Here is a 25706-nt window from a genome sequence, read left to right as displayed (position 1 = left end):
CTGCGATGGCCGATCTCTCCGCGCTGATTATCTGCCTCTCCCTGCTGCTTTATTTGCTGCTGGACGGCACTGACCTGGGCGTGGGTATGCTGTTTTGCTGGTTTCATGATGATGAACAGCGTGAGCAGATGACCCACAGTATTCTGCCGGTATGGGATGCGAATGAGACCTGGCTGGTGCTGGCGGCGGGCGCGCTGCTGGCGCTGTTTCCGCCGGTCTACGCGCTGCTGTTCAGTCAGCTGAGCGTACCGCTGTTTGCCATGTTACTGGCGCTGCTGGTGCGGGCGATGGCGCTTGAGTACCGCGCTCAGAGTTCTTCACAACTGCGTCACTGGCTGGACCGCGTCATGGCGGGCAGTTCAGCACTGGCGACCTTTATTCAGGGCTGGTGCGCCGGGATGATCATCAGCGCGCAGCCGCAAACCGGCCTGCCGGATGGCCTGAGCCTGGTTCCGCTGATCAGCGGCGCGGGCCTCATGGCGATCAATTCGCTGCTGGCCTGCTGCTGGATTGGCTGGCGAATTGGCGACAGGGTGCAACCGCTGGCGACGGCACAGAGCTGGCTGTGGTGGCTGCTGGCGCTGATGATCTTCCTTGTCGAATGCTACCTCAATGCGGATATCTGGCAGCAAAGCTGGCAGCGGCTGCCGGGTAAAATCGCTGTCGTGGCGATTATCCTGCTCTGGATCGCCGTGCCGCTGGCCCTGTGGCGAGCCCGTCCGCTGTTCCCGCTCATCCTGACGCTGATGCTCATCGGTGCCGTTTTTACCGGGCTGCTGTGCGGCCTCTATCCCTGGCTGGTGCCACATCAGTTCAGCATCGGTGAAAGTGCCTCATCGCCGGTCACGCAGGGCTTTGTGCTGGTGGGGGCTGCGATTGCTATGCCGCTGACATTGCTCTACCACAGCTGGTCGTTCTGGGTTGAGCGACGGGCGAAATAACGGCTGTCCACTATGCTTCAGCCAGAGCGTCATCGGATCGGGTGTACCGGGAGGAGGGAATGAGAGCGTGAAAAAAGATCATACAGCGGCCGGGGATAGCCCGATAAAAGAGGATCTTCGCTGGGTGCGCCGCGAATGGCTGATTCAGCGGGCAGGGGAGTATCTGTTAATCCTGCTGGTCATCCTCGGTGCATGCGGACTCTTTTCCAAAGGCGTGCTGAGCGACACCAGCGCCCGCTCGCCCGACGGCACCCTTCAGGTGGACTATGAGCGGTTTGGCCGCGTCGAGAGCAGTATGGATATGCGCATACGCTACAACGCCCCGGTAGCCGATCGCTTTAACGTAACGATTGGCGGTGGCGCACTGGATAACCTGCAAATCCAGACGCTGCAGCCTCAGCCGCTGGAGGCGGTGACGATCGGCAGCGATCTGCGGCTGACCTTTTCAGCCCGCGACACCGGGCCGGATCACGCCATCTGGCTCGGCCTGCAGCCACGTAATCCGGGCCGTGTTCACGTTGCCATTAACGGCGGCGACCATCCTCCGGTTCGTTTTACCCAATGGATCTATCCCTGACAGAGGCGCGTTATGGAAACGGTATTACGTGCGGCAGCCATTTATCTGGTGCTGATGGTGGTGTTCAAAATTGCCGGCAGACGCACCCTGTTGCAGATGACCTCTTTCGATCTGATTCTGCTGCTGATTATTAGTGAAGCGACCCAGCAGGCGCTGCTGGGTGACGATTTTTCGGTGACCGGCGCGGCGCTGACCATCATTACGCTGGTCACCATTGATATCGTGCTGGGCAAGCTGAAAAGTCGTTTTCCGGTGGTGGAACAGGTCATCGATGGCGGTCCGGTGATCCTGGTGGAAAACGGCAATCTGCTGACCGAGCGCATGAAGATGACCGGCATTAATCCTGACGATGTGCTGGAAGCGGCGCGATCCGGGCCGGGGCTGGAGCGGTTCGATCAGATTAAATATGCGGTGCTGGAGGTCAACGGCCATATCTCCATCATTCCGCGTGCGGAAAAGTAGCCGCAGCACGCTTCGCCGGGCTGCGGGTTCAGCCCCCGTTGCCTGCAGATACCGTCCTTTGCCTTGTTATTCTGCGAATTTGCGCCAGGCTCAGTCATCCACCCATGTTTTATTATCAGAGCTGGCCTGACACTCCATCAGCGTTATGCTTCACAGTCAGGTTTAAAGTGAATGAATTTAACCGTTTTACCTTCTATCCGGTCACCGGCTGGCACATCGGACCGCTGAGCGGTCATCAGGCGCTGGTGCTGCAGTTCGGCTACGTCGATCCACAAGCTTCGCCCGAACAGCCGATGCGCGAGACGCGCTTTTTTGGCCTGACGATTGAGATGGCGAAAGCGCTGGTCAGCAACCTCGCCGAACAGATCGAATACGCCGAGAATAACGTCGCTAAGCATTAATCCTGCGTTATCTGACAGACTGACCGGCGGGTGCATAAACCCGCAGCGCACGGGCGAGCAGGCGAAAATGCGCGGGTGTCTGACCGATAATCTCGCCATCTGCATTGATGTAGTGAGGACGACGCGTCTCAATGGTCAGCTCCGTGGTGCTGAATGCCCGCACGTTGCGCCAGCGGCCATGGGTGCCGCGCCGCAGAAAGGGCAGTAGCGCAATCAGCTGCCAGCTGTGCTGCAACTCCAGGCTGTAGACATCCAGTAACCCATCGTCGGGTGCTGCGCGCTGTTCCACCGTCATGCCACCCCCGTAGAAGCGCCCGTTGCCCACCGATACCTGAACCGTTTTGATTGGTACCCGCTGACCCTGATGCACCAGCGTGGCGCTGAACGGACGGCTCTGCCGCAGCAACCGCAACGCCGCCAGGGCATACCCGCCCACACCCCAGCGTTTTTTCGATTCTGCCGTAAGGTTTCGCGCCAGCTCGGCCGAAAAGCCGATGCTCGAGACGTTAAGAAACAGGTGCTGATTCACTTCCCCCAGATCCACGGCGCGCAACTGCCCGTCTGCGATAATTTTCACCGCCTGTTCAAGGCTGGCGGGAATGCCCAGCGTACGGGCAAAGTCGTTGGCGGTGCCCAGCGGTAAAATGCCCAGCGGCAGGCCGGTCTGCATCAGTCCCGGCGCGGCTGCGTTAAGCGTGCCATCACCACCGCCGACGATCACCGCATCGACGCGACCGGCATACGCCGCGATGAGCTGGCTGTAGCTGCGTGTCTCATTCTCGTCCGGTTGCAGCAGGGTGAAGCCAGCCTGAGCCAGCAGCGTCTGTGCCCGCCTGGCCTCAATGCGCCCTTTACGTGAGCGCTGATTAATCAGCAGCAGAGCCGTTCTTTGAGGGTAAGACATACTTTTTCGTCATCCTGCTGTCAAAATGGGGAACGAGACGGCAAGTACAGCATCGGCCTGACCCGTGAACAACCCTGTTTGCGCGACTTTACGTACCCGTTCCGTGCCATAAGCGGCGATAAAGATCGTCTACACTGCTTAGGGTCAGTTCCATATTGAGGCGTTGCGATGACAGAACACGAATTCAGAAAATTGTTAGTTGAACAGGGTTTTGATGAGCCACTGCTGATTGAGCGTGCCGCATCAGCCCAGCTTGATAATCATGTCCATCCTTTTGAAGCGCTGGCCCTGATTCTCACTGGTGACATTACTATCAGTACCGAGCAGGGCGACACCACCTATCATCCCGGCGAGACGTTTCACCTGCAGCCGAATGAACTGCATCGCGAAGCGTTCGGACCACAGGGCGTCAGCTATCTGGCGGGGCGTAAATATGAGTAACCGGCAATCAGTATGAACGTGTCTGATGAACTCTTTACCCGGCTGGCACGTTCGCCGTTTCGTCAGCGCTTTCGCCTGGGACGCGCTGAGTACGATTATGCGAGCAGCAAAGGCGAGCCGGTTTTGCGACAGCACGCCGCAGAGTTTGTCGCACAGCGACTGGCGCCTGCTCAGCCGGAAAATGATGGCAAACAGACGCCGATGCGCGGTCATCCGGTGTTTATCGCCCAGCACGCCACCGCGACCTGCTGTCGTGGCTGTCTGAGCAAGTGGCACAACATCGGGCAGCATCAGCCGCTGAGTGCTGAGCAGCAGGAGTATGTCGTGACGGTGTTACTGGCGTGGATCACCCGGCAGATGCAGCAGCCCGCACCGCCCGCCCGCGTGAGCCGGAATAAGCCGAAACCGGACGACGATCCGCAGCTGGCACTCTGGTAATGGATAAAAAAGCTACAGTCAGCGGCTTTTTCTGGTGAAAACTGGCCCTTTTTCATTCCTGGTTTATTCTTAAATCTTTCCTGGGAAGGCTATGCCAGGATTAAAACCTACACGGCAACGATGAATACAGAGGGAATTATGAAGAAATCAATTATTGCACTGTCTGCTATTTTGCTGGCCTCGCCAGTATTTGCTGCTACCACTACCGATAACACCGTTGCGGAAGCGCATAAAGGCGCTGACACCGCGAAAGAAAAACTGCATCAGACCCAGAACGAAGGCAAAGAGCTGAAGCTGAAGTCTGAGCACGCCGCTGAAGGCAAAAGCCACACCACCGGTAGCAAAATCACCGAAGGTGCTCAGAAAGGCTGGCACAAAACCAAAGAAGGCACTGAAAAAGGCTGGGATAAAACCAAGCAGGGTGCTGAAGATCTGAAAAACAAAGCGACCAACTAAGCCGCTGGTTTTCAGATAAAAAAAAACCCACCGAAAGGTGGGTTTTTTTATGGCTGAACCGGATTACGCTTTGTTTTCCGCCGCCTTTCTTTCTGCAGCTTCTCTTTCCGCCGCCGCTAACGCCGACACTTTGATTTCCGCTTCAGCGGCCGCATCGGCTGCCGCAGACGCCGCTTCAGCTGCGGCTTCTGCGGCTGTCTCAGACTGCTTTTTGCCTTCTTCGATTACTTCTTCGTCGATGACTTCGATGTTTTCGCGGTTATCGCGGCCGGAGAGCAGGTTCCAGCAGGCGATAAACAGGGCAGCAATGACCGGACCGATCACAAAACCGTTAATGCCGTAAATCTCCATGCCGCCCAGCGTGGCGATCAGGATCATATAGTCAGGCATTTTGGTGTCTTTGCCGACCAGCAGCGGACGCAGAATATTATCTACCAGACCGACAATCACCACGAAGAAACCGACCAGGAACAGCCCTTTCCACAGTGCGCCGGTGGCGAAGAAGAAGATCGCCGCAGGCACCCAGATGATGGCGGAACCGACCGCCGGAATCAGGGAGAGGAACGCCATCAGCGCGCCCCACAGCAGGCTGCCGTCGATGCCGGTAAACCAGAAGGCCAGCCCGCCGAGAATACCCTGCACGATACCGACCACCACCGTACCTTTCACCGTCGCGCGCGCCACGGCAGCAAACTTCACCATCAGGTGATGCTTCACGTAAGTAGAAAGCGGCAGCGCTTCCAGAATCAGATGCACCAGATAGGACCCATCTTTCAGCAGAAAGAACAGCAGATAGAGCATGATGCCAAAGCCGACGGTGAAGCTGAACGTCCCTTTACCGATGATAAAGGCGCTGCCCGCCACATACTGACCGCCCTTAAGCGCAAACGAGGAGAGCTTCTGCTGAATCTGTTCGGCGTTATCCAGATTATTTTCAGCCAGGAAATGCTTCGCCCAGCGCGGCAGATGCTGCAGCAGATCGGCGAACACGGCCGGGAACTGCGACGAGTTGGTCTGCAGTTTGTGATAGACCGCGTTGGTTTCAACCACCAGCGAGGAGGCGATAATCGCCAGCGGTGTGAAGACAATCAGGCAGATACAGAACAGGGTAATTAACGCGGCCACGCCGTTGCGGTCACCCAGTCGGTTGCGCAGCCAGGTTTTCAGCGGATGGAAAATCACCGCCAGAATCGCCGCCCATAAAATCGGCGAGAAATAGGGCGAAAGCACCTCGAAAAATGCGACGGTGGCAATAGCCAGAATCAAAATGAAAAACCCGATGTTCAATCCTTTAAAACGCATGGAGAAACCTCATCTGGAACAAACTCTGATAAACCCGACGCGCAAATTTGCTGTGTCCGGCTTCGCTTGCGCGGCAGCTTCGTGACAAATTAACGCTCAGGCTTTGCTCGTTAAATGCTGCTGCGGGCAGCATCATGCTGGCTAACTGTTTGAAAGGTCTTGCAGAAGTGATGAACGGGTAAGGTGCGTTCGCTGCGTGACTTCCGGTCGGTAGCGGGCTGCCTCTGACGGCAGCGCGCTGAATCCTACATTAGCGTAGCGGTTTCGACCATTATTGGTAGGTCAGAGACTCATGTTCCGGGTGTATGCTGCCGATAACATTATTAAGTGAGCAAAAAACAGGCAGTGAGAAATGAGTAAACAGAGAGTCTTAGTGGTGCTGGTGACGCTGGTATTGACCGGCTGCGCAACCAAGCATTATCCACAGGCGGCTGCGGTGACGCCGCAAGAGACAGCGACGCTGAACTGCAACGCCCTGGATCAGGAGCTGAGCAAAGCGCACGGCGTGCAGAGTGATATTGAGCAGACCGGCCAGTTTAATGCCCTGACCGTGCTGGGCTTTGTCGGGGATTTCGGACTGGGCAATGGCATTGCAAAATACAATGCCACCCGGAAAGCGGAAAATCGGGTCACTGCGTTGCAGTCACTGAAAGCCGCAAAATGCAGCCAGCGTCTTTCATAACGGGCTGCGTCAGATCAGCCAAGCGTCCCTGCGCTGACATGTTGCAAACGGACATTTTCGGCCGCGCGTTTACCGGCCAGGAAGGCGTGATCCGAGTTGTAATATTCCCACTCGCTGTAACGACCCGACAGATGGATATCCTGGGTCAGCAGCCACTGGCGGATCAGCGCCACGTTCTCGCTGCGCGCATGGTCATAGACCACGTAGGCGTAAGGCATATCAACCTCAGATGCGCAGAGCAGCGGATCGTTAGCGGTGATCATGCCAACCCGGATGCAATCCTGACGGCAGCGCTCAATCAGCGCATCACCCTCCAGCGGCAGCGGATTAGCCGCGTTGTAGGTGATTTCACAGGTTAAGCCGAAGCCGCCCGGCGGATTGCAGTGCGGACTGGCATTACCCTGTACAAAGATGCGGTGAAACAGCGTATCGCCAGGGTAGTAAATCCAGTGTTTTTCAGTGAGGTCAGCCCGGCCAATGCCCAGATTCACACAGCGCACCGACACAAACTGCAACTGCTGAGCCGCCAGCTGGACGCTCTCCGGTACCTCATCACCCATCAGCTTAATCAGCTCCGGCAGCGGCATGGTGCTGATCAACTGCTCATACCGGTAGTGGCGACCATCCGCCAGCAGGGCGACATGCGCCTGTGGGTAGATGCGGGTCAGGGTCGTGTCGGTCTCCAGCGTGCATTTCAGGTGCGGTAAAAAGCCTGACATCAGTGCCTGGAAGCCACCGCGCAGTGGATAGCCGAAACGGGCGTTGGGGCCGACCGGTTTCGCCAGCGGTTGCAGCGCGCCATCGATGATCTGTGACAGATCGGGCAGCGGCACACGTCCGCCGAGCCATGAGGTTTCCATGTCGGTCAGCGGCACCTTCCACAGCTTCTGGTTGTAGGGCAGGGCGAAATGCCGCGCGATGCCTTTACCCCAGGTGCGCATAATAAAGTGCTGGAAATCCTCTTCGCCCTCCACCACGCCGGTGCTGCTGCCCTCATCGGGGATTGCGCCATCCGCACAGCAATCCCGCCGCGCCCGCGCCCGATCCAGCGGCACGGCCGCCGCCGCTGTTTCGCCATAACGCGCTTCGATAGCGCCCAGCACGCACTCTTTTACCACCTCAACCGGCAGGCCGTGCAGCGCGGACTGGAAGGGATAGCGGGTATAAACACCATCGCTGTAAACCCAGGCCTCGCGCGCCTGCCAGTGCAGATTGTCGCCCAGCAGCATCTCATAAAGCTGCAACACGTAGGGATCCTGCGAGAACATGATGTGACCGGCATAGTCGAAGGTGAACCCCTGATCGTCAATCGAGCGGCACCAGCCGCCAGGCGTACTGTTTTTCTCCAGCAGCACCGCGCCTTCGCCATAGTGATACCCGGCGCTCAGACCCGTCGGTCCGGCGCCGATAATCAGGCAGGGCACCGCATCGCTCTCCAGCATCGCTGGCGTTAAAGGCGTGACGTCAGCCTGCGCGCGGGTCTGGCTGGCTGACTTCAGAGCAGGCTGACGCTGCGTCAGCGCCTGCTGGATCAGGCCATGTATCTGCTCTGCGGTGTGATCCCAGGAGGTGGCATCGACTTTGGCCTGCATCCGTCCCGCCAGCGCCAGCCGTTCTGTGGCACTGATTGCCATTGCCTGTTCACAGGCGGCAATAAATTCCGCATGCGTCTCTGCAACCGCCACTTCTTCTGCGTAGTGGCGCGCCACATCGACAATGGCAGTACTGACAATCGGTAGCTGCGCCGCCATATACTCCAGCACCTTGGTCGGAGAGATGTAGCGGGTCGAAGCATTGATGGCAAACGGCATCAGACAGACATCCCAGCCTGCCAGAAACTGCGGCAGTGCCTGATAGGGCTGCTGACCGAGCCAGTGAATATTGGCGCGCTGCGGCAGGCTGGCGGGATCAATTTTCACCACCGGCCCGACCATAATGATCTGCCATTCGGGATGGCTGTCTGCCAGCGCGGCTATCAGCGGCAGATCGATACGCTCATCCAGCACGCCGTAATAGCCCAGACGCTGCGACGGAATGGCATCCTGTAACGGATGACGATTCGTGCGATCGCGCGCCTGTTCAAAATGAATGGCATCAACGCTGCTGGGGAAGCAGTAAACCTGAGCGTGTTTATCACGCTTCGCTTCATAGAGGCTGGAGCCGCCGGTAAAGACCAGATCGGCGCGGGTCATCAGCGCCGATTCGCGCTGCTGCAGCTGGCGCGGCGCATTCTGAAAGGCCGAAAGCTCATCCATACAGTCGTAAATCACCAGTGCCGGATCAAAAGGCGTCAGCAGCGGCAGTGCCATTGGCGTATAGAACCAGATCAGCGGCTGATCGTCCTCCTCCAGCAGCGGCGTCAGCAGCAGCAGCAGCGGGGCGATCTGGCTGTCGTGAAAGCCGGGCGCGTCGCTGTCGGTATGTGGCTGGATCACCGTGATGTTGGCGGCAGGCGAGCTCTGGTGCAGACCTGGTGGCCCCGCCTGCCAGACCGGCTCCTCGACAAACAGCACGCGATAGTGCTGCGCCAGGCGTGTCAGTAGCTGCTGCGGACGCTGAAAAACAAAACCCCAGCGTAAATGGCTGAAAACGATGAGAACAGGTGGTTTCATGGTGTGCTCCTGGCTGGGATGTTGTAGGGACGTAATGTGCTGCAAAAAGCGCTGCGCCTGACGCAAGGCGTCGGCATAAGGCTGCTGTAACTGACGGGCGTAAGGATCGGCGCCCATAAGATCGAGATCCCACAGGCCGCTGCGGGTCCAGAAGGTGGTTTCCTCCCACAGGGGACGATCCAGAATCGGATAGAGGCAGATGCCGAGCAGGTTCGCGCCCGCCAGCTGCGCCTGTGCAACCTGTGTGGCGATCTCACGGATCCAGGCACCACGGCCGCTGCCGACGTGGCTGGTTTCCGCCAGCAGCAGCGGCCGCTGATAGCGCTGCCAGACCTGCAGCAGCAGCTGATGCAGCGGCTGGCGTCGGCTGTCGCCCAGATGCCAGTAAAGCCGCCGGTTTGAACCCTGTTCCCACTGGTTGTCGTGGTAGTAATTGACACCAATCAGATCGAGATAGCGGGGTGCGCCGCCCAGCTCCGGATTACGGCGGCCACTGAGCATGTCCCACGCCTGATACTGGGTGTCACACATCTCACGCGCCAGACGGTCGCTGTCGGGATCGGCGGGGTCGGGCACGATATGGATCAGCGGATCGCAGTGCAGCACACGGGCGCGCGGATCGGCCTGCCAGATCGCATCACAGGCGGCCAGGGTAGCGCGCACCAGCTGCCGCTTGGCGGCATCGGCCCGATCCGGCTCCGGGATCGCCTCACAGGCAAACAGCCCGACTGAGATGCCCCAGCTGACAAAGGAGATCTCATTCATCGGAGAGTAGATCGGTGCCTGCTGATACCAGGGCGCCAGGAAGCGGGCCAGTGCGCCACAGAAGGCAGCGAAACGGGGGATAAAGTCGTGATCAAACAGGCTGACGCCCGCGGGCCAGCCGTAGTGACAGATTGTCCAGCTCAGCTGAATACCCTGCTGCTCTGCGGCCTGCATCCGTGCAGCGACCGTGGAGAAGTCATAGCGGCCGTCGCATTCACATAGCCGCCAGCCGACGCTTTCCCGCACGGTGCGAATGGCAAAGGGGCTCAGCGCTGCATAATCTTCTGCCGCCCGCGCCTGATGCTGGTTCAGATCGTTCATCGACAGCGCAAAACCGGCCGGATTGATATGATCGGCACCTTCATAGCCGGCCTGCCAGAAACTGGAAAAGGGCGTCATGGCATCTCCCGAAAAAAAGCAACACGCTTCCCGCTGACGAGCCGTTGTGAAACGGGTCAGGGCGTTACAGGTATGCAAAGCAGACTGGCGATCCTTGCCATAAGTCACAGACGCTAAATTGCAGGCAACAGAGCCTGTGACGGTTTGGATGCGTGAGATAGCAGAACTAAAGGTGCGGCGCTATCGGCAGGAAAAAGAGTGGCTTCTCTGAATGTTAACGGATTTTGCGGAAGCCTTACTGGAAAGTATAGACAGGGAGGTGTGCTTCGCAAATTATTGAAGTGAAAACGAAAAAGCGCAGCGGCAAAAGTCATCCATTCAGAAACAGGAATTTTTCACTATTGCCTGCGCTGTCGGGTTGATAAGCGCAGCGTGAAGCGCGTCAGCGTTATTTTCAGCTTTGTTAACCTTTTCCTCAACATGCAGAGCGGTCAGACTTACCTGTTTTAACGTTACTGCTTCGCTTGCCTTTTAACGGGCTGGCGACAAGATTTACTTATTACTGGCCTGAATCTGCGGGCGATCAACGGGCGGCGGGTTAAGCGGTGCGCCTCTTAAAACAGGATGTTTAACCGACTATGTTCTCATTCGACTGGCACCGTTTTTTACTTAACGATCAACCAGCCACCTTTTTATTTGAAGTGGTGGCGCGGGTTCTGATCGCTTATCTGGTGGTTTTTACTTTTCTGAAAGTGTCAGGACGACGCGGCGTGCGTCAGCTGTCGCTGTTCGAACTGGTGGTGATCCTGACGCTGGGTTCTGCGTCCGGTGACGTCACGTTTTATGACGATGTACCGGTGCTGCCGGTGATTATGGTGTTTGTGGTATTGCTGGCGCTCTACCGCCTGACCACCTGGCTGACGTCACACAGTCCGCGCTTTTCACGGCTGATACAGGGCGACGTCATTACGCTGATTAAAGATGGCCTGTATGTGCTGGAAAGTCTGGATCACCTGAATATTTCTGAAGATGAGTTCTATATGGAGTTGCGCCAGAGCGGCGTAGAGCATCTGGGGCAGATCCGGCTGGCGCTGGTGGAAGTCGATGGTCAGCTCAGCCTCTATTTCTATGATGATGACGAGATGCGCGCCGGATTAAGCGTGCTGCCGCCAGAGCACCGACAGGATTACAGCACCGTGCCGGTCAGCGCGCTCTACGCCTGCACCCATTGTGGCCAGACGCAGAGGATCGAGGCGGAGCAGCAGGCCGTCTGTCCGCGCTGTCAGCGACAGCGCTGGTCTGCGGCACTGAGCGTACGTCGGCTGCACTAGCGGTATCAGAGCATCGGGCTAAACCGCGATTAAACCCGTCGCAGCTTGTTCCCGCTCTCCACATAACTTTGCCTGTTACTGACAGAAAATGAAAACCCGTCGGGCAGCATAGCGACACCGTTACCAGAGAGGTGTGCGTATGAAAGTGAGGGCGGCCAGTGCATTACTGTTTTTACTGTTATCGTTTGGTGCATTTTCACAACAGGTGATCAGCGAAAGTCATCCCCATTCACGCAGTGCGCGACTGCTGGAGCAGGGAAGTCAGGTCGATACGGCGGACTCGCCGGATGAACATCTGCTGGAGAGACGGGAGTGGCGAAGCAGTCTGCAGCGCAAGCCGTATTAAAATGCGATCCCCGGCAGCGAGCTCTGCCGGGGATCCGGTAGTGAGGTTCAGGCGATTAAATCGTGGCCTGTGTAGCAGCCATGCCAGGCACCAGAATCACCTTCCGGCACTCCTCTTCGCGTTTAGCGAAAATATCGTAGCCGCGTGCAGCATCTTCCAGCGGCAGATGATGAGTCACAATCTCTTCCGGCGTCAGATGCCCCTGCTCAATGAGCTTCAGCAGATCGGGCAGATACGCATGCACATGTGTCTGTCCCATCTTAAAGGTCAGCCCTTTATCGAAGGCATCACCAAACAGGAAGCCGTGAATGAATCCGGCGTAGACGCCCGGCACGCTGACGATACCGCCACGCCGCACCGCAGCAATACACTGACGCAACGCTTTACCACTGCTGCCTTCCAGCTTGAGATTGGTGAGCACGGTTTCAGTCAGGCTGCCTTTCGCCTCGAACCCGACGGCATCGATCACGGCATCCACACCGCGATTGCCGGTGCTGTGCTCGATAATCCAGCCAGCCGGATCATCGATCTCATCGAAGTTAATCGGGATGACGCCGTAGCGATCGCGGGCAAAGTTTAAGCGGTAGTTGTTGTGGTCAATCATGTAAATCTGTTCGGCACCCTGCTGTTGGGCGCAGGCGGCACTGAGCAGGCCCACCGGGCCGGCACCGAAAATCGCCAGACTGGAGCCGGGTTTAACTTCGGCATTTTTAACCGCCTGCCAGGCGGTGGGCAGAATGTCCGACAGGAACAGCACTTTCTCATCTGACAGCACAGCCGGCACTTTGAACGGACCGGTATTGGCTTTCGGCACCCTGACATACTCCGCCTGACCGCCGGGCACACCGCCATAGAGCTTACTGAAACCAAACAGCGCCGCGGGCGGCGTAATGTTCTTGCGATTCAGAATAGCGCCCCGTCCGCTGTTGGTATTTTCACAGGCGGCATACTGGCTCAGCAGGCAGAAAAAGCAGTCGCCACAGGCGATCACAAACGGAATGACTACCCGATCGCCTTTGGCGACGGCAGTCACTGCGCTGCCCGCCTCAACCACTTCGCCCATAAACTCATGACCAAAAATATCGCCATGCCCGGTGCCGGGAATTTTGCCGCGATAAAGGTGCAGGTCTGAACCGCAAATGGCGGTAGCGGTCACGCGCAGGATGATGTCATCGGCCGCTTCCAGGCCCGGATCGGGCACGTTATCCACGCTGACTTTATGCGGGCCGTGATACGTTAATGCTTTCATTGGTTGATCTCCTGCTGACGGGGGAAGGGCGGCCAGACCAGAAGATGTGGCTGCCTGCGAGGAAGACTCAGGGAATCTGAAATCGAAACCTGCCTGAAGTGTAGTAACCCTTTGAGGAGTAAGCAGAGCGGTGCTGGAGGCGGGGCAGTTTCAGACCGGCGGGCTGGGTGAATGCCTTTGCAGGGTGGCGGCAGTAACGGACAGCGCATCCGGCTGCCAGCCGGTGAGATCAGCCAGCGCGCGCCGGTAAGGGGTGTCGATTTGTGCCGGAACCTGCCCGAGGTAGTGAAAAGCATGCTCACGTGTTTCACCGGTGAGATTCTGCAGATAGTGTCGCGCATCATCCAGCGTCGGTATCTGCCCTTCAACACCCGCCATGCGGGCAGGCAGACCGGTCCAGATTAATCCTTCGATGCCTTTCGCCTGCGCCCATTCCGCCAGCGGTCCCACTGAGGTTTCTGTCACCGTCATCATGCCGACACCGTCAACGCGGCTGTCTGGTATCGCCTCCCGAATGCGCAACGCGCGGCAGGCGCTCTCCAGTGAGGCGGTGTTCAGCCAGGCCCAGAACACTGGCACCGGGCGGGCGTTGAGACAGATCGCCGTTGACAGTTCACCGCCGTCAGCGATGCGCACAAACTCAATCGGAACGGCAGGTCCATCATGATGCCACTGACTGGCCACCGGCAGTGCGCCAGGTTTCCAGATTAACGATCCCCATCCCAGGCAGGCAATTTTCATTCTTTTCTCCTGTTTCCCTGTCGGCGTGATCGCGACAGCGTCAGATAAAGCGTAGCCCGTTACGCTTAATCGTTACAGGGATCACCTTTTCAGGGGCAGTAAAGCGGGCGCAAAAATGGCATGATCGCCGCGCAGTCACTTTGCACAACCTGACGGTTTTTTCAGCAATCCATGCGTGCTTGTCTTCGTGGCTTGAACTTTTATCGTCAGGTAGTGTAAAAAGTGGCGCACGCAATCGATTACCTCTGCATGCGCGGATCATTTTTACGCTTCACCGATCCGTCTGCAGCTGAGGCTGAGAGCGGGGCATACGTTTACCTGCCTGACGGCTCAGGTTTACTGGCGGCTTTTAACACGGACTATCTGATGAAAACCACGCAAACTGGCACGCTGGGCGCGCTTGAGAGTGACGTCGATACGGGATGGCGTAAAACCGACACGATGTGGATGCTGGGTTTATACGGCACCGCAATCGGAGCCGGTGTGCTGTTCCTGCCCATCAATGCCGGTGTCGGCGGGCTGATCCCGCTGATTATCATGGCGGTGCTGGCCTTTCCGCTGACCTTCTTCGCGCACCGCGCCCTGACACGCTTTGTCCTTTCCGGTAAAAATCCGGCGGGTGATATCACTGAGGTGGTCGAGGAGCATTTCGGCGTCGGCGCGGGCAAGCTGATTACGCTGCTCTATTTCTTCGCGATTTACCCGATTCTGCTGATGTACAGCGTGGCGATCACCAACACGGTTGAGAGCCTGATGGTGAATCAGCTCGGCCTTGTGCCACCGCCGCGTGTGCTGCTGTCGCTGCTGCTGATTGTCGGCCTGATGACCATTGTGCGCTTCGGCGAAAAGATGATCGTCAAAGCGATGAGCGTGCTGGTCTACCCCTTTGTGGCGGTTTTGATGCTGATGGCCTGCTATCTGATCCCTCACTGGCACGGGGCTGCACTCTCAACCCTGAACGTTCAGCCTGCGGGCAGCAGCCTGTGGATGACGCTGTGGCTGGCGATACCGGTTATGGTCTTTTCATTTAACCACTCACCGATCATCTCCTCCTTTGCCCTGGCGAAGCGCGAAGAGTATGGCGACGCCGCCGAGAAAAAATGCTCGCGCATTCTGGCCTGCTCGCACCTGATGATGGTGGTGACGGTGATGTTCTTTGTCTTCAGCTGCGTGCTGAGCCTGTCGCCTGACGATCTCCATGCCGCCAAGGCGCAGAACATTACCATTCTCTCTTATCTGGCGAACCATTTTCAGGTGCCGATGATTGCCTGGCTCGGGCCGCTGATTGCCATTGTGGCGATCACCAAATCGTTCCTCGGCCACTATCTGGGCGCGCGTGAAGGGTTTAATGGTATGGTCAATAAGGCGCTACGCAGTCGCGGTAAAACCATTGCGCCTGCCAGACTGAATCGTCTGACGTCACTCTTTATGTTGCTCACCACCTGGCTGGTGGCAACGCTGGACCCGAATATTCTCGGCATGATTGAGACGCTGGGCGGGCCGGTGATTGCCATGATCCTGTTCCTGATGCCGATGTATGCCATTCACAAAGTCCCGGCGATGCGAAAGTACAGCGGGAAAATCAGTAACCTGTTTGTGGTGCTGATTGGTCTGATTGCCATCTCCGCGATTTTCTATTCACTGGTGAAGTAACAGATCAATCAACAGGCGCCTCTCCGCGGTATTGAGAGGCGTCTGCTGTTCTGCCCGCCACGCGTCATTTCTCCATGTATCGCCAGCCCTGGTCTCCCTGTTTTAACCAGCCGCCGCACAGTAACCCCTCTCTGTCAGACGCATCTCGTCAGCAATATTTACATTTGTTACTTTTTCACATGGTAGAGTTAACGCGAATAATTATTATTCCTTTAAAGGACAGGAGAAAAATGAAAATCGGGATTGTTGCTGCCACTACGCTGTTACTGTCAACCGCCTGTGCGGCGACCACCTATCCGGTCACAGTGACCGACATGGATGGTCAGAAAATTACCCTGCAAAAGGAGCCGCAGCATGTGATTTTACAGGACGGACGCGACGTGATGGCGCTGGCCTTACTGGATCGACAGAACCCGTTTCAGCGGGTCGTTGCCTGGAATAACCTGCCGAAAAAGCAGGATACCCAGACCTGGGATCTGCTGAAGCAGCGCTGGCCGCAGGCGGCATCGATTGTAGATATGGGCTTTAACGATCAGGGGCAGGTCAATCTGGAGAGCGTGCTGGCGAAGCAGCCCGACCTGATGATTGCGCAGCTGCGTGCCAAACCGGCACTGGCGCAGTCGGGCGTGCTGGCTACCCTGAAAAATCTGCATATCCCGGTGCTGTTCCTGGATGATGAGCTTCACCCCAAAGAGAACACCCTGAAGAGTGTGAAAGTGCTGGGTACCGTTCTGAATCGCGAAACCGAAGCAAAAGCCTACGCCGATTTTTATCAGCAGCGCTGGCAGATGCTTCAGCAGAAGATTGCGCAGGTGCCGCACAAGCCGACGGTATTTATTGAACCGATTGCCGGTAACAGCGACAACTGCTGTTTTACCCATGGTCATAACGGCTGGGGTGCGCTGGTGGAAGCGGTCGGCGGGAAAAATATCGGCTCAGCGCTGCTGCCCGGCAGCTCAGGTTTTGTGTCGCTGGAGAAGATTATCGCCATGAAGCCGGACGTTTACATCATGACCGGTTCGAAGCGTCCGAACAGCAACGTGCTGCCGTTTGGTTACGGTGCCAGTCAGACCGACGTGACCGCCACCTTTAACCGCCTGCAGAGCCGTACCGGGCTGGAACAGATCGAACCGGTGAAACAGAAACGGGTCTATGGCGTTTATCACCATTTTTATAATCACCCTTACAACATCATCGGTATGGAAATTCTGGCAAAAGATCTCTATCCAGAGGTATTCCGTGATCTCGATCCGACGGCCGATTATCACCATATCGTAAAACAGTTCACGGCGTTGCCGGATGCGCCGGTGATCCTCAGCACGCCATAACCGGGTAAAGCGTCGGGGTGCATTTCAGCACCCTGACGTTGAACAGGTTTTAACGGGTCAGCCTGAGGCGTGATGTTCAGGCTGCCTGGTTAACATCTGGATTGCGTCAGAAGAGTTTTAAAGATATGACCTGTGTTAAGAAATCGCTAAGCAAGCGTAATACTGTGTAAGTTACCGGATTTTAAGACTTTTACAGATGTCTCCCGCCAGAATTATTGCCATGATGCCGATCAACGGTGCCTGAACAGCCGTTATTTTCGGAGGCAGTATCATGAAAAAAACAACATTAACGCTTATCGCTTCACTTTTAACATGCAGCACGCTCTTCTCTCAGGTTTCACTGGCAGACGATCATGATGACGGTCAGCGTAAGCCGGTGCCGCATCAGAACAGTGATAAACGCCCTGACAATCGCGGCCCCGATCAGAATCGAGACCGCGGCAACAATCGCCATGATGATAAAAAGCCTCACGACATGGGCAATAATCGGCATGATGAAGATAACAACCATCGTGGCAGAGAATCCCGCAATGACCGTGACCATTTCGCCTGGCAGGGTCACGATTTTCGTCGCGGCCATCCTGTCCCGCAGGAATATCGCGGCGACCATTATCGCGTAGCCGACTGGCATGAACGCGGTCTGCGTGAACCGCCGCGCGGTTATCACTGGGCAAACATCGACGGCAACTATGTGCTGATTGCTGCCGCGACCGGTGTGATTACCGCGCTGGTGCTGAACAGCGCCCTGAACTAATCCCCCAGGGATGGCTGCGGCCATCCCAGACTGCTGACAAACCCAATCAGGGTTGCTCTGACAGCAAAGTAATAGCTAAAAGCGCAGGGAACCCGGTCAGAAGAGGAAAGCGTCCCGCGCCACGGATGGCGCGGGCCGAGCGTGTCATGGATGACAGCTTTTGCGTCTTTCCGATCTGACCGGGTTTCCTAAGCAGGCCCGGTCTTACCGCTACCGGGCCGGAGTTTGTCAAAAATCTCGGGGATGGCTACGGCCATCCCTCTTTCTTTCCGTTTTGCTGCGCCAGCGGCTATCCTGAGACTCCACGCTGAAAATTTCCTGTGTAAGGAGTCATGATGACGACGGTTAAGATGGTTGCAGTCGATATGGATGGCACGTTTCTGGACGATAACAAGCAGTACAATCGATCCCGCTTTCTCGCCTGCTATCAGCAACTCACCGCCCGCGACATCAAATTTGTGGTGGCCAGCGGCAATCAGTATTACCAGCTCAAATCCTTTTTCCCGGAGATCGCCAGCGATATCGCCTTTGTGGCGGAAAACGGCGCATGGATTATCGATCGTGACGAGGAGCTGTTTTGCGGTGCCTTTGAACGCCGCGATGTAGAAGCGGTAATCAGCACTCTGCAAAACGGCAATTACCCTGGCCTGCGTTACCTGCTGTGTGGTCGTAACAGCGCGTATTACTTCGACGGCATGGAAGAGAGCTGGCTGAAGAAGATGCGCCATTACTGTCACCGGCTGAAGCCGATTCATCATCTGGATGAGGTGCAGGATGACCGGCTGTTTAAGTTCGCGCTGAACCTCTCGGATGATTACATCGAGCCACTGATGGCGGATATTGAGCGACTGCACCAGGGACGCGTGGCCGCGACGTCAAGCGGTCATGGCTCGGTCGATCTGATCGTGCCGGGAAATCACAAAGCGCACGGTCTGGATCTGCTGGCAAAACGCTGGGGGATCACGCACGACCAGGTGCTGGCCTTTGGCGATGGCGGTAACGATCTGGAGATGCTGAAACAGTCCGGCTTCAGTTTTGCCATGGACAATGCGCCAGAGCGGGTGAAGCAGGCGGCACGTTATGCCGCGGCGTCTAATAATGAGGAGGGCGTGTTGCAGATCATGGAGCAGATGCTGGCAGGTGAGGGACCTTTTGCCGCCCCGCGGCGCTGAGACTGAACGTGCCAGGATAGCGCTGAGCTGCTGCATGACCTGCCAGGCTGGCAGGTCAGTGAAGGAGGTCAGCGCGTTGATCACGCCGTGATGTGCCAGGCCTGCGCAATCATTGTCTGCATCTGTTCGCGGCTGTAATTCACCAGCGAATTTTTGCTGTTGGCTCGCGCCAGGATCCACTCCACCTCAGTGCGGCTCAGCGACGGGCCATCCTGCCAGAATGACGTGATGGCCTGCTGCTGCAGCCACTGCTTCAGAAACTGTGCCGGTGAATCTGTGGATTCGCTGAAGAGCTGCGGGTGCAGCTCCTCCATCAGCGTACGCTGCAGCGGCTGCTGGCTGTCAGACAGCAGATTCAGGAACGGAAACAGCAGGCGTCCGCACACTTCACCGTGATGGAACGGTTTAATCGCGCCCAGTTCCCCGGCAATACCGTGGATCACCCCCAGACCCGCGCTGCTGAGACTGACGCCCCCCAGCCATGAGGCCATCATCATTGCTTCACGTGCCGCGTCACCCGCCGCATCCTCGCGATTGAGGGCAGGCCACGCCTGAACAAACTGACGCAGGCCGGTCAGCGCCAGCTGGCGGGTGAAGAGGTTGCCTTTGCCGGAGAGATACGCTTCAAACAGATGGGTAAAAGCATCGATGCCGCAGGTCGCCAGCACCTGGTCAGGCGCGCCTTTCAGCAGATCCGGATCAAGAATCGCGACCTCCGGCACAAAGACCGGGTGACGCAGTGACGCTTTGATCTGAATATCCTGCTGGTCTGTCACCACCGCATTTTGCGTGACTTCGCTGCCGGTCCCGGCCGTTGTCGGAACCGCAATCAGCGGCAGCGTAATGGGCTGAACCGCAGTGTCACCTACCTTCTCCAGATAGCGGGCCGTAGGCAGCGGGTGTTGGATCATGGCGCTGAAGGCTTTCGCCGCATCCAGCACGCTGCCTCCGCCAATCGCGACCACCCGATCAACATGACCGCGCCAGCGCGCAACCCAGCCATCGATTTCAGTGGGCGAGGCTTCATGGCTGACAATTTCATAACCGAGAATGTGATCGTTGAGGTCAGCTTTTATCCGGGCATAGGCCGGTCCCTGCAGGAAAGATTGTCCGCAAAACAGCAGGGTAGGTTGTGACCGGGCGGCCAGCAGCGGCACCAGTTTATCCAGACTACCGCGGCCAAAGAGGGTTCGTTGATTACTGTACAGCTCACTCAGGTTCTCACTCACCAGCGCATCCTTTTTACATTTCGCTAAAATCTGAGTGTAACGAAAAGCGCGGCGCCAGCATGGGCAAACTTTCTGATAACACACTGGCAAAAAGTTGATCATCTTCGCAAAACAGAAATTCACCGTCGGCGGGGTGGTGCTTTCCTGCGGATGTTACCCTTAACATGTTATCGGTAACAGCGTTTGTCGGGATGTGTAAGCATCTTACAGCGCACTGTTTTGCAGCCCTCCGGGGATCATGATAATAAACCGACACTGAATTCCCTTCAGTGCGCAAGGTGGAGAAAACCTATGCCATTACTCTATGTGGCGATTGGCGTCGCGTTACTGCTGCTGCTGATGATTCGCTTTAAGCTTAATGGATTTATCGCGCTGATCCTGGTGGCGCTGGCGGTCGGTGTGATGCAGGGCATGCCGGTAAATAAAGTCATTACCTCAATCAAAGCGGGCGTAGGTGGCACGCTGGGCAGCCTGGCGCTGATCATGGGCTTTGGTGCCATGCTCGGTAAGTTGCTGGCCGACTGCGGCGGTGCGCAGCGTATTGCCACCACCCTGATTGAAAAATTCGGCACAAAGCATATTCAGTGGGCGCTGGTGCTGACCGGTTTTATCGTCGGCTTTGCGCTGTTCTACGAAGTGGGCTTTGTGCTGATGCTGCCGCTGGTGTTCAGCGTGGCGGCGTCGGCGCGAGTGCCGCTGCTCTATGTCGGGGTGCCGATGGCGGCTGCCTTGTCCGTGACGCACGGTTTTCTTCCCCCGCATCCTGGTCCTACAGCCATTGCCACGCTGTTTAATGCTGACATGGGTAAAACGCTGCTGTTCGGTACGTTGCTCGGTATCCCCACGGTAATTCTGGCGGGTCCGGTTTATGCCCGTTTCCTGAAAAACATCGACAAACCGATTCCGCAGGGACTCTATAACCCGAAGACCTTTACCGAAGCGGAAATGCCCAGCTTTGGCGTCAGCGTCTGGACGGCACTGGTGCCGGTGGTGCTGATGGCGCTGCGTGCCGTGGCGGAGATGCTGTTGCCAAAAGGCCACGTACTGCTGCCCTATGCAGAGTTCTTTGGCGACCCGGTAATGGCAACGCTGATTGCGGTACTGATTGCGATCTTCACCTTTGGTCTGAATCGCGGTCGCACGATGGAACAGGTGATGGATACCCTGACCGACTCTATCAAAATCATTGCTATGATGCTGTTGATTATTGGCGGTGGTGGGGCCTTCAAACAGGTGCTGGTGGACAGCGGCGTGGATAAATATATCGCCAGCATGATGCACTCGACCCAGCTTTCACCCATCTTTATGGCCTGGTCGATTGCTGCTGTGCTGCGTATTGCCCTGGGTTCTGCCACGGTAGCGGCGATTACCGCCGGGGGCATTGTGGCACCGTTGATTGTCACCAGCGGTGCCAGCCCGGAACTGATGGTGATTGCCGTGGGTTCCGGCAGCGTGATCTTCTCGCACGTTAATGACCCTGGCTTCTGGCTGTTCAAAGAGTATTTCAACCTGACGATTGGTGAAACCATTCGCTCCTGGTCGGCGCTGGAGACCATTATTTCGGTCTGTGGTCTGGTGGGTTGCCTGCTGCTCTCCTGGGCAATTTAACCTCTGGCCGCTGGCAACCCTGCCAGCGGCTCCTCTGCTTTACTTCTCTCCGGCCCGTTTCTTTTTGTATCGCGGGCAGCCTCCAGGGCCAGCTTATTCGCAGCCTGTAACCACGAATATAAAAAGGGCCGCAAAACGCGGCCCACAGGTCTGTAATAACGTAAATCTGGCCTCTTAATGAGGCGGTTCAAAACCGGCTTTGACCATCTGTTCCCGTAGCGCTCGCGCAATTTCGCGATTGCCGCCGGTGACCGGATAGATAACGTTGTTTACCACATCATCAAGATAGTGCTCGTCAAACTCCTGCATAGAGAGCTGCGTCCCGCCTTCATCGTTGATGGCGAAAGAACCTTTGATGTGGTTACCGCTGTTTTTTGCCTTAAGGCTGTAGCGGCCCATGCTGGTATTAATCGTGCTCATAAGATCTCCTCGCGACTCATTTCAATCTCATCACTACTGAGGCCTGCCTTGCCGCCTGAATTTTAGCCAGGAATGGTCTGTAAAACGAAGAAAGAGGGCCGGTAAGAAGTGGTGTTGCGATCGTTATCTCAGAACATAAATAAAAGCGAAATCTGCTGAACTTATGAGCAGTTGAACACTGAGTGAAGCGGCGTGACAAATTTTTCTGTCTATACTGCTTACAGGAAAAATGTTTAATCAGTGGGGGAAAAGGAAATGAAAATTATTCTGTGGATTATCGCGATCATTTTTATCGTGGGCTTGCTGACCCTGACAGGGGTGTTCAAACTGATTTTCTGATGTCATAGTTTTGTTAAGTTAAAGCTTCAGCGACAGCGGGCACCTAATCAGGTGCCCGAACTGTTTTCTGGCTCGCTAACAAATACTGACTAATGGGATCCATCGGCGTATTCGGTAGCAGATCCTGTGAGCCCAGCTGTTTTTTACAGCATGCGCAGCAGGCACCATGAAAGTTGCGCTTACCCTCCCGATAATCAGTGAAAACGAACCGTGCGCTTCCACACTGGCTACAGCGTATCTTCATCACCATTCTGCGTCTCATCCTCCTTTTTACTGCGCCCTGACGGATGCCTGCCTCTGTACGGTTAAGCAGATTTTATCTATTGCTGCGCAACATTATTCCGGACTGCGATGAGAAACGTAATTTCTTATAACGCTGATTGTTTGTTGCCAAATGCGAATTCAACCACTAAAAAGCACTTCATTGATCTCGCTCAATGTTTCTTTGCTGTTGGCTGAAATATCCGCGAATACCCCACTCTGACTGGGATTACTGGCACTGAACGCTTATCCGGGTGCAATTAAAAGCAGGAACTGCGCTCAGAAATTTAAGAATTTATGCTCATTTAATGAGCATTTTTGCCGCAATGACTGCGAGAACCCTTAAAAATGGGTCAGGCAGAGAAAAGCGCTGTTCCGATGAAGATAAAAAAAATGCGTTTTTACTTCTGTTGCCTTCATTAAGAAGAGGAATACGTCTTAATAAGATTTTTCTTTTTAACGTGAGTGCTGTGTAACTCACGGAGAAAAAAGGTGCGTCTTTCCAGCGGGTTAGCGTTCAGTACAGGTCATGGACCTGCTAGCTGTTTACGGACGATTCGCAAGTCTGTAAGCAGGAAAGTGTGATGGATGCACGGAAAGGCGATATTTATCACTTTTTCATCAAATCATGCTGGACAAATCCCTCAGCAATTGCTGTACTAGACCCCGACACAGTTTAGTGTCCATTTTTCATGTAAAGGTAATATAGATGTCTAAGATCAAAGGTAACGTTAAGTGGTTTAATGAATCTAAAGGATTCGGTTTCATTACTCCTGAAGATGGCAGCAAAGATGTATTCGTACATTTCTCTGCAATCCAGAGCAACGGCTTCAAAACTCTGGCTGAAGGTCAGCGTGTAGAGTTTGAAATCACCGACGGCGCTAAAGGCCCATCTGCTGCTAACGTTATCAGTCTGTAAGTTAACAGTCAGAATTCTAAAAACCCGCCTGATGGCGGGTTTTTTTATGGCTGTAATCTGCGCTTCATTCCTTTCATCGTAACCTCCTGTATCGTCCCTGTGGCCGCACAAACTGCGCGGCGGTTCACAATAAATTCCCGTAACATATTTATAACAACCTGACATGCAGCTTTTTAGTTTGCGACGCTATATAACTGAGCGACAGAACCCGGTGAGTGAGGAGGCAGGATGAACATACGTCAGGCAGAGTTGAAAGACAGTTTTGCGTTGAGTGCCTTGCTGAGCGAATTAGGCTATGGCGGCACCGAAAGCTTTATTGAACAGCGCCTGGCGCAGTTATGCAGCGATCCCAGTGAAGCGCTGCTGGTGGCGGAACATGGCAGTCAGGTGCTGGGTTTTCTTTCCCTGCACTTTATTCCTCAGCTGGCCCTGGCCGGTGATTTTGCCCGCATCAGCTACTTCTGCATTGCAGAGGGTGAGCGCAGTAAAGGCGTCGGCCAGCAACTGCTTCAGCACGCTGAAACGCTGGCAGCGCGTCGTGGCTGCGATCGCATGGAAGTCCATTGCCATCAGTCACGTCTCAAGGCGAATCAGTTCTACGCCCGCGAAGGTTATGCTGAGTCACCCCGTTATCTCATCAAAGATCTGCAAGCGGGTTAACTTCCCGTCCGGAGGCGATGACCAGTGCCCCGGCAATCATCTCCCGCTGTTCATCCCTGAGGCTGGCGATGCTGACGCGAATAAACTGCGTGGGGCCAAGCCGACAGCGCTCGCCCGGCACGACCGCAATCCCGCGTGCCGCCAGCGTAATCATGGCAAACTGCTCCGACGCTACCGGGATATAGAGGCTTAACCCGTCGCGAAGCGGCAGAGAGAGACCGCGCCGCGCCAGCGACGTCAGCATCGCTTCGCGTCGTTGCCGGTAGATTGCGCGCGCGGTGGCAATCTGCTGTTGCGTTGCCTTATCCTCCAGCAGCCACGCGACTGCGTCCTGCAGAATGCGGCTGGTCCAGCTGACGCCAAAATTTCGCCATGACTGAATCCGCTTCACCATCTCCGAGGTGGCAGAGAGCACGGCCAGCCGCAGATCCGGCCCGTAGGCTTTGGAAAATGAACGGATGTGCAATGTTCTCTCAGGAAAGTGCGAACCCAGGCTCCAGCTCGCCTCCGCGGAGAGATCGCCAATCCCATCATCCTCAACAATCAGTGTGCTGCTCATCTGCAGAACCTGCGCCAGTGCCTGACGTCGCGCCACGCTGATGCTGTTCCCGGTAGCGGAGTGAGTACGGGGCTGATAGATCAGCATCACCGGTGCCTGCTCCAGCAGAACAGACAGGACATCCGGCAGCGGACCCTCCTCATCACATGCCAGCGGCAGGATCTCTGCGCCGACGTTATCCAGCATATCGAGCAGCCGGGTTGCGGTTGGATCTTCAATAATCACCCGGTCACCCGGCGAGACGAGGGTCTGTACCAGCAGGTTCATCGCATCAAAACCGCCATCCGTTGCCAGAAACGCTTCTGCCGCATAGGGCCAGCGCGGCTTAATCGCCTGAAGCAGCGGCGCTGAAATCGCTTCACGGGTGTAGCTATTGAGTTGCGGTGAGTGCAGGGCCGCCTGCAGGGCGCGCTGCAGGTCAGGCAGCAGGGCAGGATCGGGTGAGGCCAGAGTCAGATCGGCCCGGATGTTATCGCCGTAGTTACCGATCTTCTCAAAGCGAATCGGACGCGGCATCACCGTGTTGCCACTGACCCAGACACCACTGCGTCCTTTGCCCGCCAGTACTTTCTGCTTTCTGAGTTGCGCCCAGGCAGCAGAAACGGTTGCCGGACTGATGCCCAGCTGCTCCGCGATCTCCCGCACCGCAGGCATCTGCATGCCTGTCGCAATCTGTCCGTCCCGAATCAGGGCGGAGGCGGCCTGGGCGATGCCTTTCACCGAAGGCGATGTTATCTGGCTGCAAAACCAGTTGAGGTCGACGCTCTCTGTCATAAGAAAATACTTTGTTCAGTAACAAAATAGTGATTGTTCAGAT

General features: G+C 56.2%; 26 protein-coding genes. 18 read left to right on the top strand and 8 right to left on the bottom strand.

The features are described from left to right. The first annotated feature begins 5 nt into the window (after positions 1 to 5). The 4 genes from EGO56_RS14180 (at position 6) to EGO56_RS14165 (ending at position 2381) form a co-directional block, all read left to right on the top strand. Complete coding sequence (locus EGO56_RS14180) at positions 6 to 941, top strand: cytochrome d ubiquinol oxidase subunit II (protein WP_135909808.1); 936 nt, start codon at positions 6 to 8, stop codon at positions 939 to 941. Positions 942 to 1008: 67 nt separating this feature from the next. Next, positions 1009 to 1518, top strand: coding sequence for a hypothetical protein (locus EGO56_RS14175; RefSeq protein WP_135909806.1), 510 nt, complete (start codon positions 1009 to 1011; stop codon positions 1516 to 1518). A 12-nt stretch (positions 1519 to 1530) separates the two neighbouring features. Beyond that, positions 1531 to 1980 carry a DUF421 domain-containing protein gene (locus EGO56_RS14170; RefSeq protein WP_135909804.1) on the top strand — a complete coding sequence of 150 codons (450 nt, stop codon included), beginning with the start codon at positions 1531 to 1533 and terminating at the stop codon, positions 1978 to 1980. Positions 1981 to 2147: 167 nt separating this feature from the next. Next, positions 2148 to 2381 carry a hypothetical protein gene (locus EGO56_RS14165; RefSeq protein ID WP_135909802.1) on the top strand — a complete coding sequence of 78 codons (234 nt, stop codon included), beginning with the start codon at positions 2148 to 2150 and terminating at the stop codon, positions 2379 to 2381. A gap of 7 nt (positions 2382 to 2388) precedes the next feature. Here EGO56_RS14165 and EGO56_RS14160 read toward each other — a convergent pair whose 3' ends face one another. After that, positions 2389 to 3285 (bottom strand): lipid kinase, encoded by an 897-nt coding sequence (locus EGO56_RS14160; protein WP_135909800.1) that lies wholly within the window; start codon positions 3283 to 3285, stop codon positions 2389 to 2391. Positions 3286 to 3453: 168 nt separating this feature from the next. Here EGO56_RS14160 and EGO56_RS14155 point away from each other — a divergent pair, with 168 nt between their 5' ends. From EGO56_RS14155 to EGO56_RS14145, 3 genes are all read left to right on the top strand, one after another. Next, positions 3454 to 3726 (top strand): cupin domain-containing protein, encoded by a 273-nt coding sequence (locus EGO56_RS14155; RefSeq protein ID WP_135909798.1) that lies wholly within the window; start codon positions 3454 to 3456, stop codon positions 3724 to 3726. Positions 3727 to 3738: 12 nt separating this feature from the next. Continuing rightward, on the top strand, positions 3739 to 4164 hold the full coding sequence (locus EGO56_RS14150) for a DUF4186 domain-containing protein (protein WP_135909796.1): 426 nt from the start codon (positions 3739 to 3741) through the stop codon (positions 4162 to 4164). A 138-nt stretch (positions 4165 to 4302) separates the two neighbouring features. Continuing rightward, on the top strand, positions 4303 to 4620 hold the full coding sequence (locus EGO56_RS14145; protein ID WP_033731819.1) for a hypothetical protein: 318 nt from the start codon (positions 4303 to 4305) through the stop codon (positions 4618 to 4620). Between the two features lie 63 nt (positions 4621 to 4683). Here the strand turns inward: EGO56_RS14145 and EGO56_RS14140 are convergent, their stop codons facing one another. Then, the gene (locus EGO56_RS14140) at positions 4684 to 5922 is read right to left on the bottom strand and encodes an AI-2E family transporter (protein ID WP_033731820.1); all 1239 of its coding nucleotides are present in this window, start codon (positions 5920 to 5922) and stop codon (positions 4684 to 4686) included. A 352-nt stretch (positions 5923 to 6274) separates the two neighbouring features. Here EGO56_RS14140 and EGO56_RS14135 point away from each other — a divergent pair, with 352 nt between their 5' ends. Further along, on the top strand, positions 6275 to 6604 hold the full coding sequence (locus tag EGO56_RS14135) for a hypothetical protein (protein WP_135909794.1): 330 nt from the start codon (positions 6275 to 6277) through the stop codon (positions 6602 to 6604). A gap of 14 nt (positions 6605 to 6618) precedes the next feature. Here the strand turns inward: EGO56_RS14135 and EGO56_RS14130 are convergent, their stop codons facing one another. Further along, positions 6619 to 10380, bottom strand: coding sequence for an NAD(P)-binding protein (locus EGO56_RS14130; protein WP_135909792.1), 3762 nt, complete (start codon positions 10378 to 10380; stop codon positions 6619 to 6621). 578 nt (positions 10381 to 10958) lie between these two features. Between EGO56_RS14130 and EGO56_RS14120 the strand changes: the two genes are divergently transcribed. Both EGO56_RS14120 and EGO56_RS14115 read left to right on the top strand, forming a co-directional pair. Continuing rightward, entirely contained in the window at positions 10959 to 11651 is a 693-nt protein-coding gene (locus EGO56_RS14120; protein ID WP_135909790.1) for a YetF domain-containing protein, read from the top strand. 139 nt (positions 11652 to 11790) lie between these two features. Continuing rightward, positions 11791 to 11997, top strand: a complete 207-nt coding sequence (locus EGO56_RS14115) for a hypothetical protein (protein ID WP_013357074.1) — start codon at positions 11791 to 11793, stop codon at positions 11995 to 11997. Between the two features lie 55 nt (positions 11998 to 12052). Here EGO56_RS14115 and EGO56_RS14110 read toward each other — a convergent pair whose 3' ends face one another. Both EGO56_RS14110 and EGO56_RS14105 read right to left on the bottom strand, forming a co-directional pair. Beyond that, the gene (locus EGO56_RS14110) at positions 12053 to 13246 is read right to left on the bottom strand and encodes a zinc-dependent alcohol dehydrogenase (RefSeq protein WP_135909788.1); all 1194 of its coding nucleotides are present in this window, start codon (positions 13244 to 13246) and stop codon (positions 12053 to 12055) included. Positions 13247 to 13396: 150 nt separating this feature from the next. Continuing rightward, complete coding sequence (locus EGO56_RS14105; protein WP_135909786.1) at positions 13397 to 13987, bottom strand: hypothetical protein; 591 nt, start codon at positions 13985 to 13987, stop codon at positions 13397 to 13399. A 366-nt stretch (positions 13988 to 14353) separates the two neighbouring features. Between EGO56_RS14105 and EGO56_RS14100 the strand changes: the two genes are divergently transcribed. The 4 genes from EGO56_RS14100 (at position 14354) to EGO56_RS14085 (ending at position 18894) form a co-directional block, all read left to right on the top strand. Further along, positions 14354 to 15640 (top strand): HAAAP family serine/threonine permease, encoded by a 1287-nt coding sequence (locus EGO56_RS14100; RefSeq protein WP_033732037.1) that lies wholly within the window; start codon positions 14354 to 14356, stop codon positions 15638 to 15640. A gap of 230 nt (positions 15641 to 15870) precedes the next feature. Beyond that, entirely contained in the window at positions 15871 to 16968 is a 1098-nt protein-coding gene (locus EGO56_RS14095) for an ABC transporter substrate-binding protein (RefSeq protein ID WP_135909784.1), read from the top strand. A gap of 271 nt (positions 16969 to 17239) precedes the next feature. After that, a complete protein-coding gene (locus tag EGO56_RS14090; protein WP_013357080.1) occupies positions 17240 to 17722 on the top strand; it encodes an RcnB family protein in 483 nt (160 codons plus the stop codon). Positions 17723 to 18057: 335 nt separating this feature from the next. Beyond that, a complete protein-coding gene (locus tag EGO56_RS14085) occupies positions 18058 to 18894 on the top strand; it encodes a Cof-type HAD-IIB family hydrolase (protein ID WP_135910585.1) in 837 nt (278 codons plus the stop codon). A gap of 80 nt (positions 18895 to 18974) precedes the next feature. Here the strand turns inward: EGO56_RS14085 and EGO56_RS14080 are convergent, their stop codons facing one another. Beyond that, the gene (locus EGO56_RS14080; RefSeq protein WP_135909782.1) at positions 18975 to 20123 is read right to left on the bottom strand and encodes an iron-containing alcohol dehydrogenase; all 1149 of its coding nucleotides are present in this window, start codon (positions 20121 to 20123) and stop codon (positions 18975 to 18977) included. A gap of 291 nt (positions 20124 to 20414) precedes the next feature. Between EGO56_RS14080 and gntT the strand changes: the two genes are divergently transcribed. Next, entirely contained in the window at positions 20415 to 21731 is a 1317-nt protein-coding gene (gntT, locus tag EGO56_RS14075) for a gluconate transporter (protein ID WP_013357083.1), read from the top strand. 174 nt (positions 21732 to 21905) lie between these two features. On the opposite strand, the gene EGO56_RS14070 is transcribed toward gntT, so the two are convergent. Beyond that, complete coding sequence (locus tag EGO56_RS14070) at positions 21906 to 22151, bottom strand: hypothetical protein (RefSeq protein WP_013357084.1); 246 nt, start codon at positions 22149 to 22151, stop codon at positions 21906 to 21908. A gap of 255 nt (positions 22152 to 22406) precedes the next feature. Between EGO56_RS14070 and EGO56_RS22740 the strand changes: the two genes are divergently transcribed. The 3 genes from EGO56_RS22740 to EGO56_RS14055 all read left to right on the top strand — a co-directional run bounded on the left by EGO56_RS22740 (position 22407) and on the right by EGO56_RS14055 (position 24330). After that, on the top strand, positions 22407 to 22490 hold the full coding sequence (locus tag EGO56_RS22740; protein WP_019105993.1) for a small membrane protein YohP: 84 nt from the start codon (positions 22407 to 22409) through the stop codon (positions 22488 to 22490). A 970-nt stretch (positions 22491 to 23460) separates the two neighbouring features. Then, positions 23461 to 23670, top strand: coding sequence for a transcription antiterminator/RNA stability regulator CspE (gene cspE, locus EGO56_RS14060; protein WP_006118399.1), 210 nt, complete (start codon positions 23461 to 23463; stop codon positions 23668 to 23670). Positions 23671 to 23898: 228 nt separating this feature from the next. Continuing rightward, positions 23899 to 24330, top strand: coding sequence for a GNAT family N-acetyltransferase (locus EGO56_RS14055; RefSeq protein WP_135909780.1), 432 nt, complete (start codon positions 23899 to 23901; stop codon positions 24328 to 24330). Here the strand turns inward: EGO56_RS14055 and EGO56_RS14050 are convergent. Then, complete coding sequence (locus EGO56_RS14050; RefSeq protein WP_135909778.1) at positions 24308 to 25663, bottom strand: aminotransferase-like domain-containing protein; 1356 nt, start codon at positions 25661 to 25663, stop codon at positions 24308 to 24310. The genes EGO56_RS14055 and EGO56_RS14050 overlap by 23 nt on opposite strands. Positions 25664 to 25706: the final 43 nt, after the last annotated feature.

This window comes from Pantoea vagans (genome assembly GCF_004792415.1).
Lineage (GTDB): Bacteria > Pseudomonadota > Gammaproteobacteria > Enterobacterales > Enterobacteriaceae > Pantoea > Pantoea vagans.
This window is presented reverse-complemented; position numbering and strand designations above follow the sequence as displayed.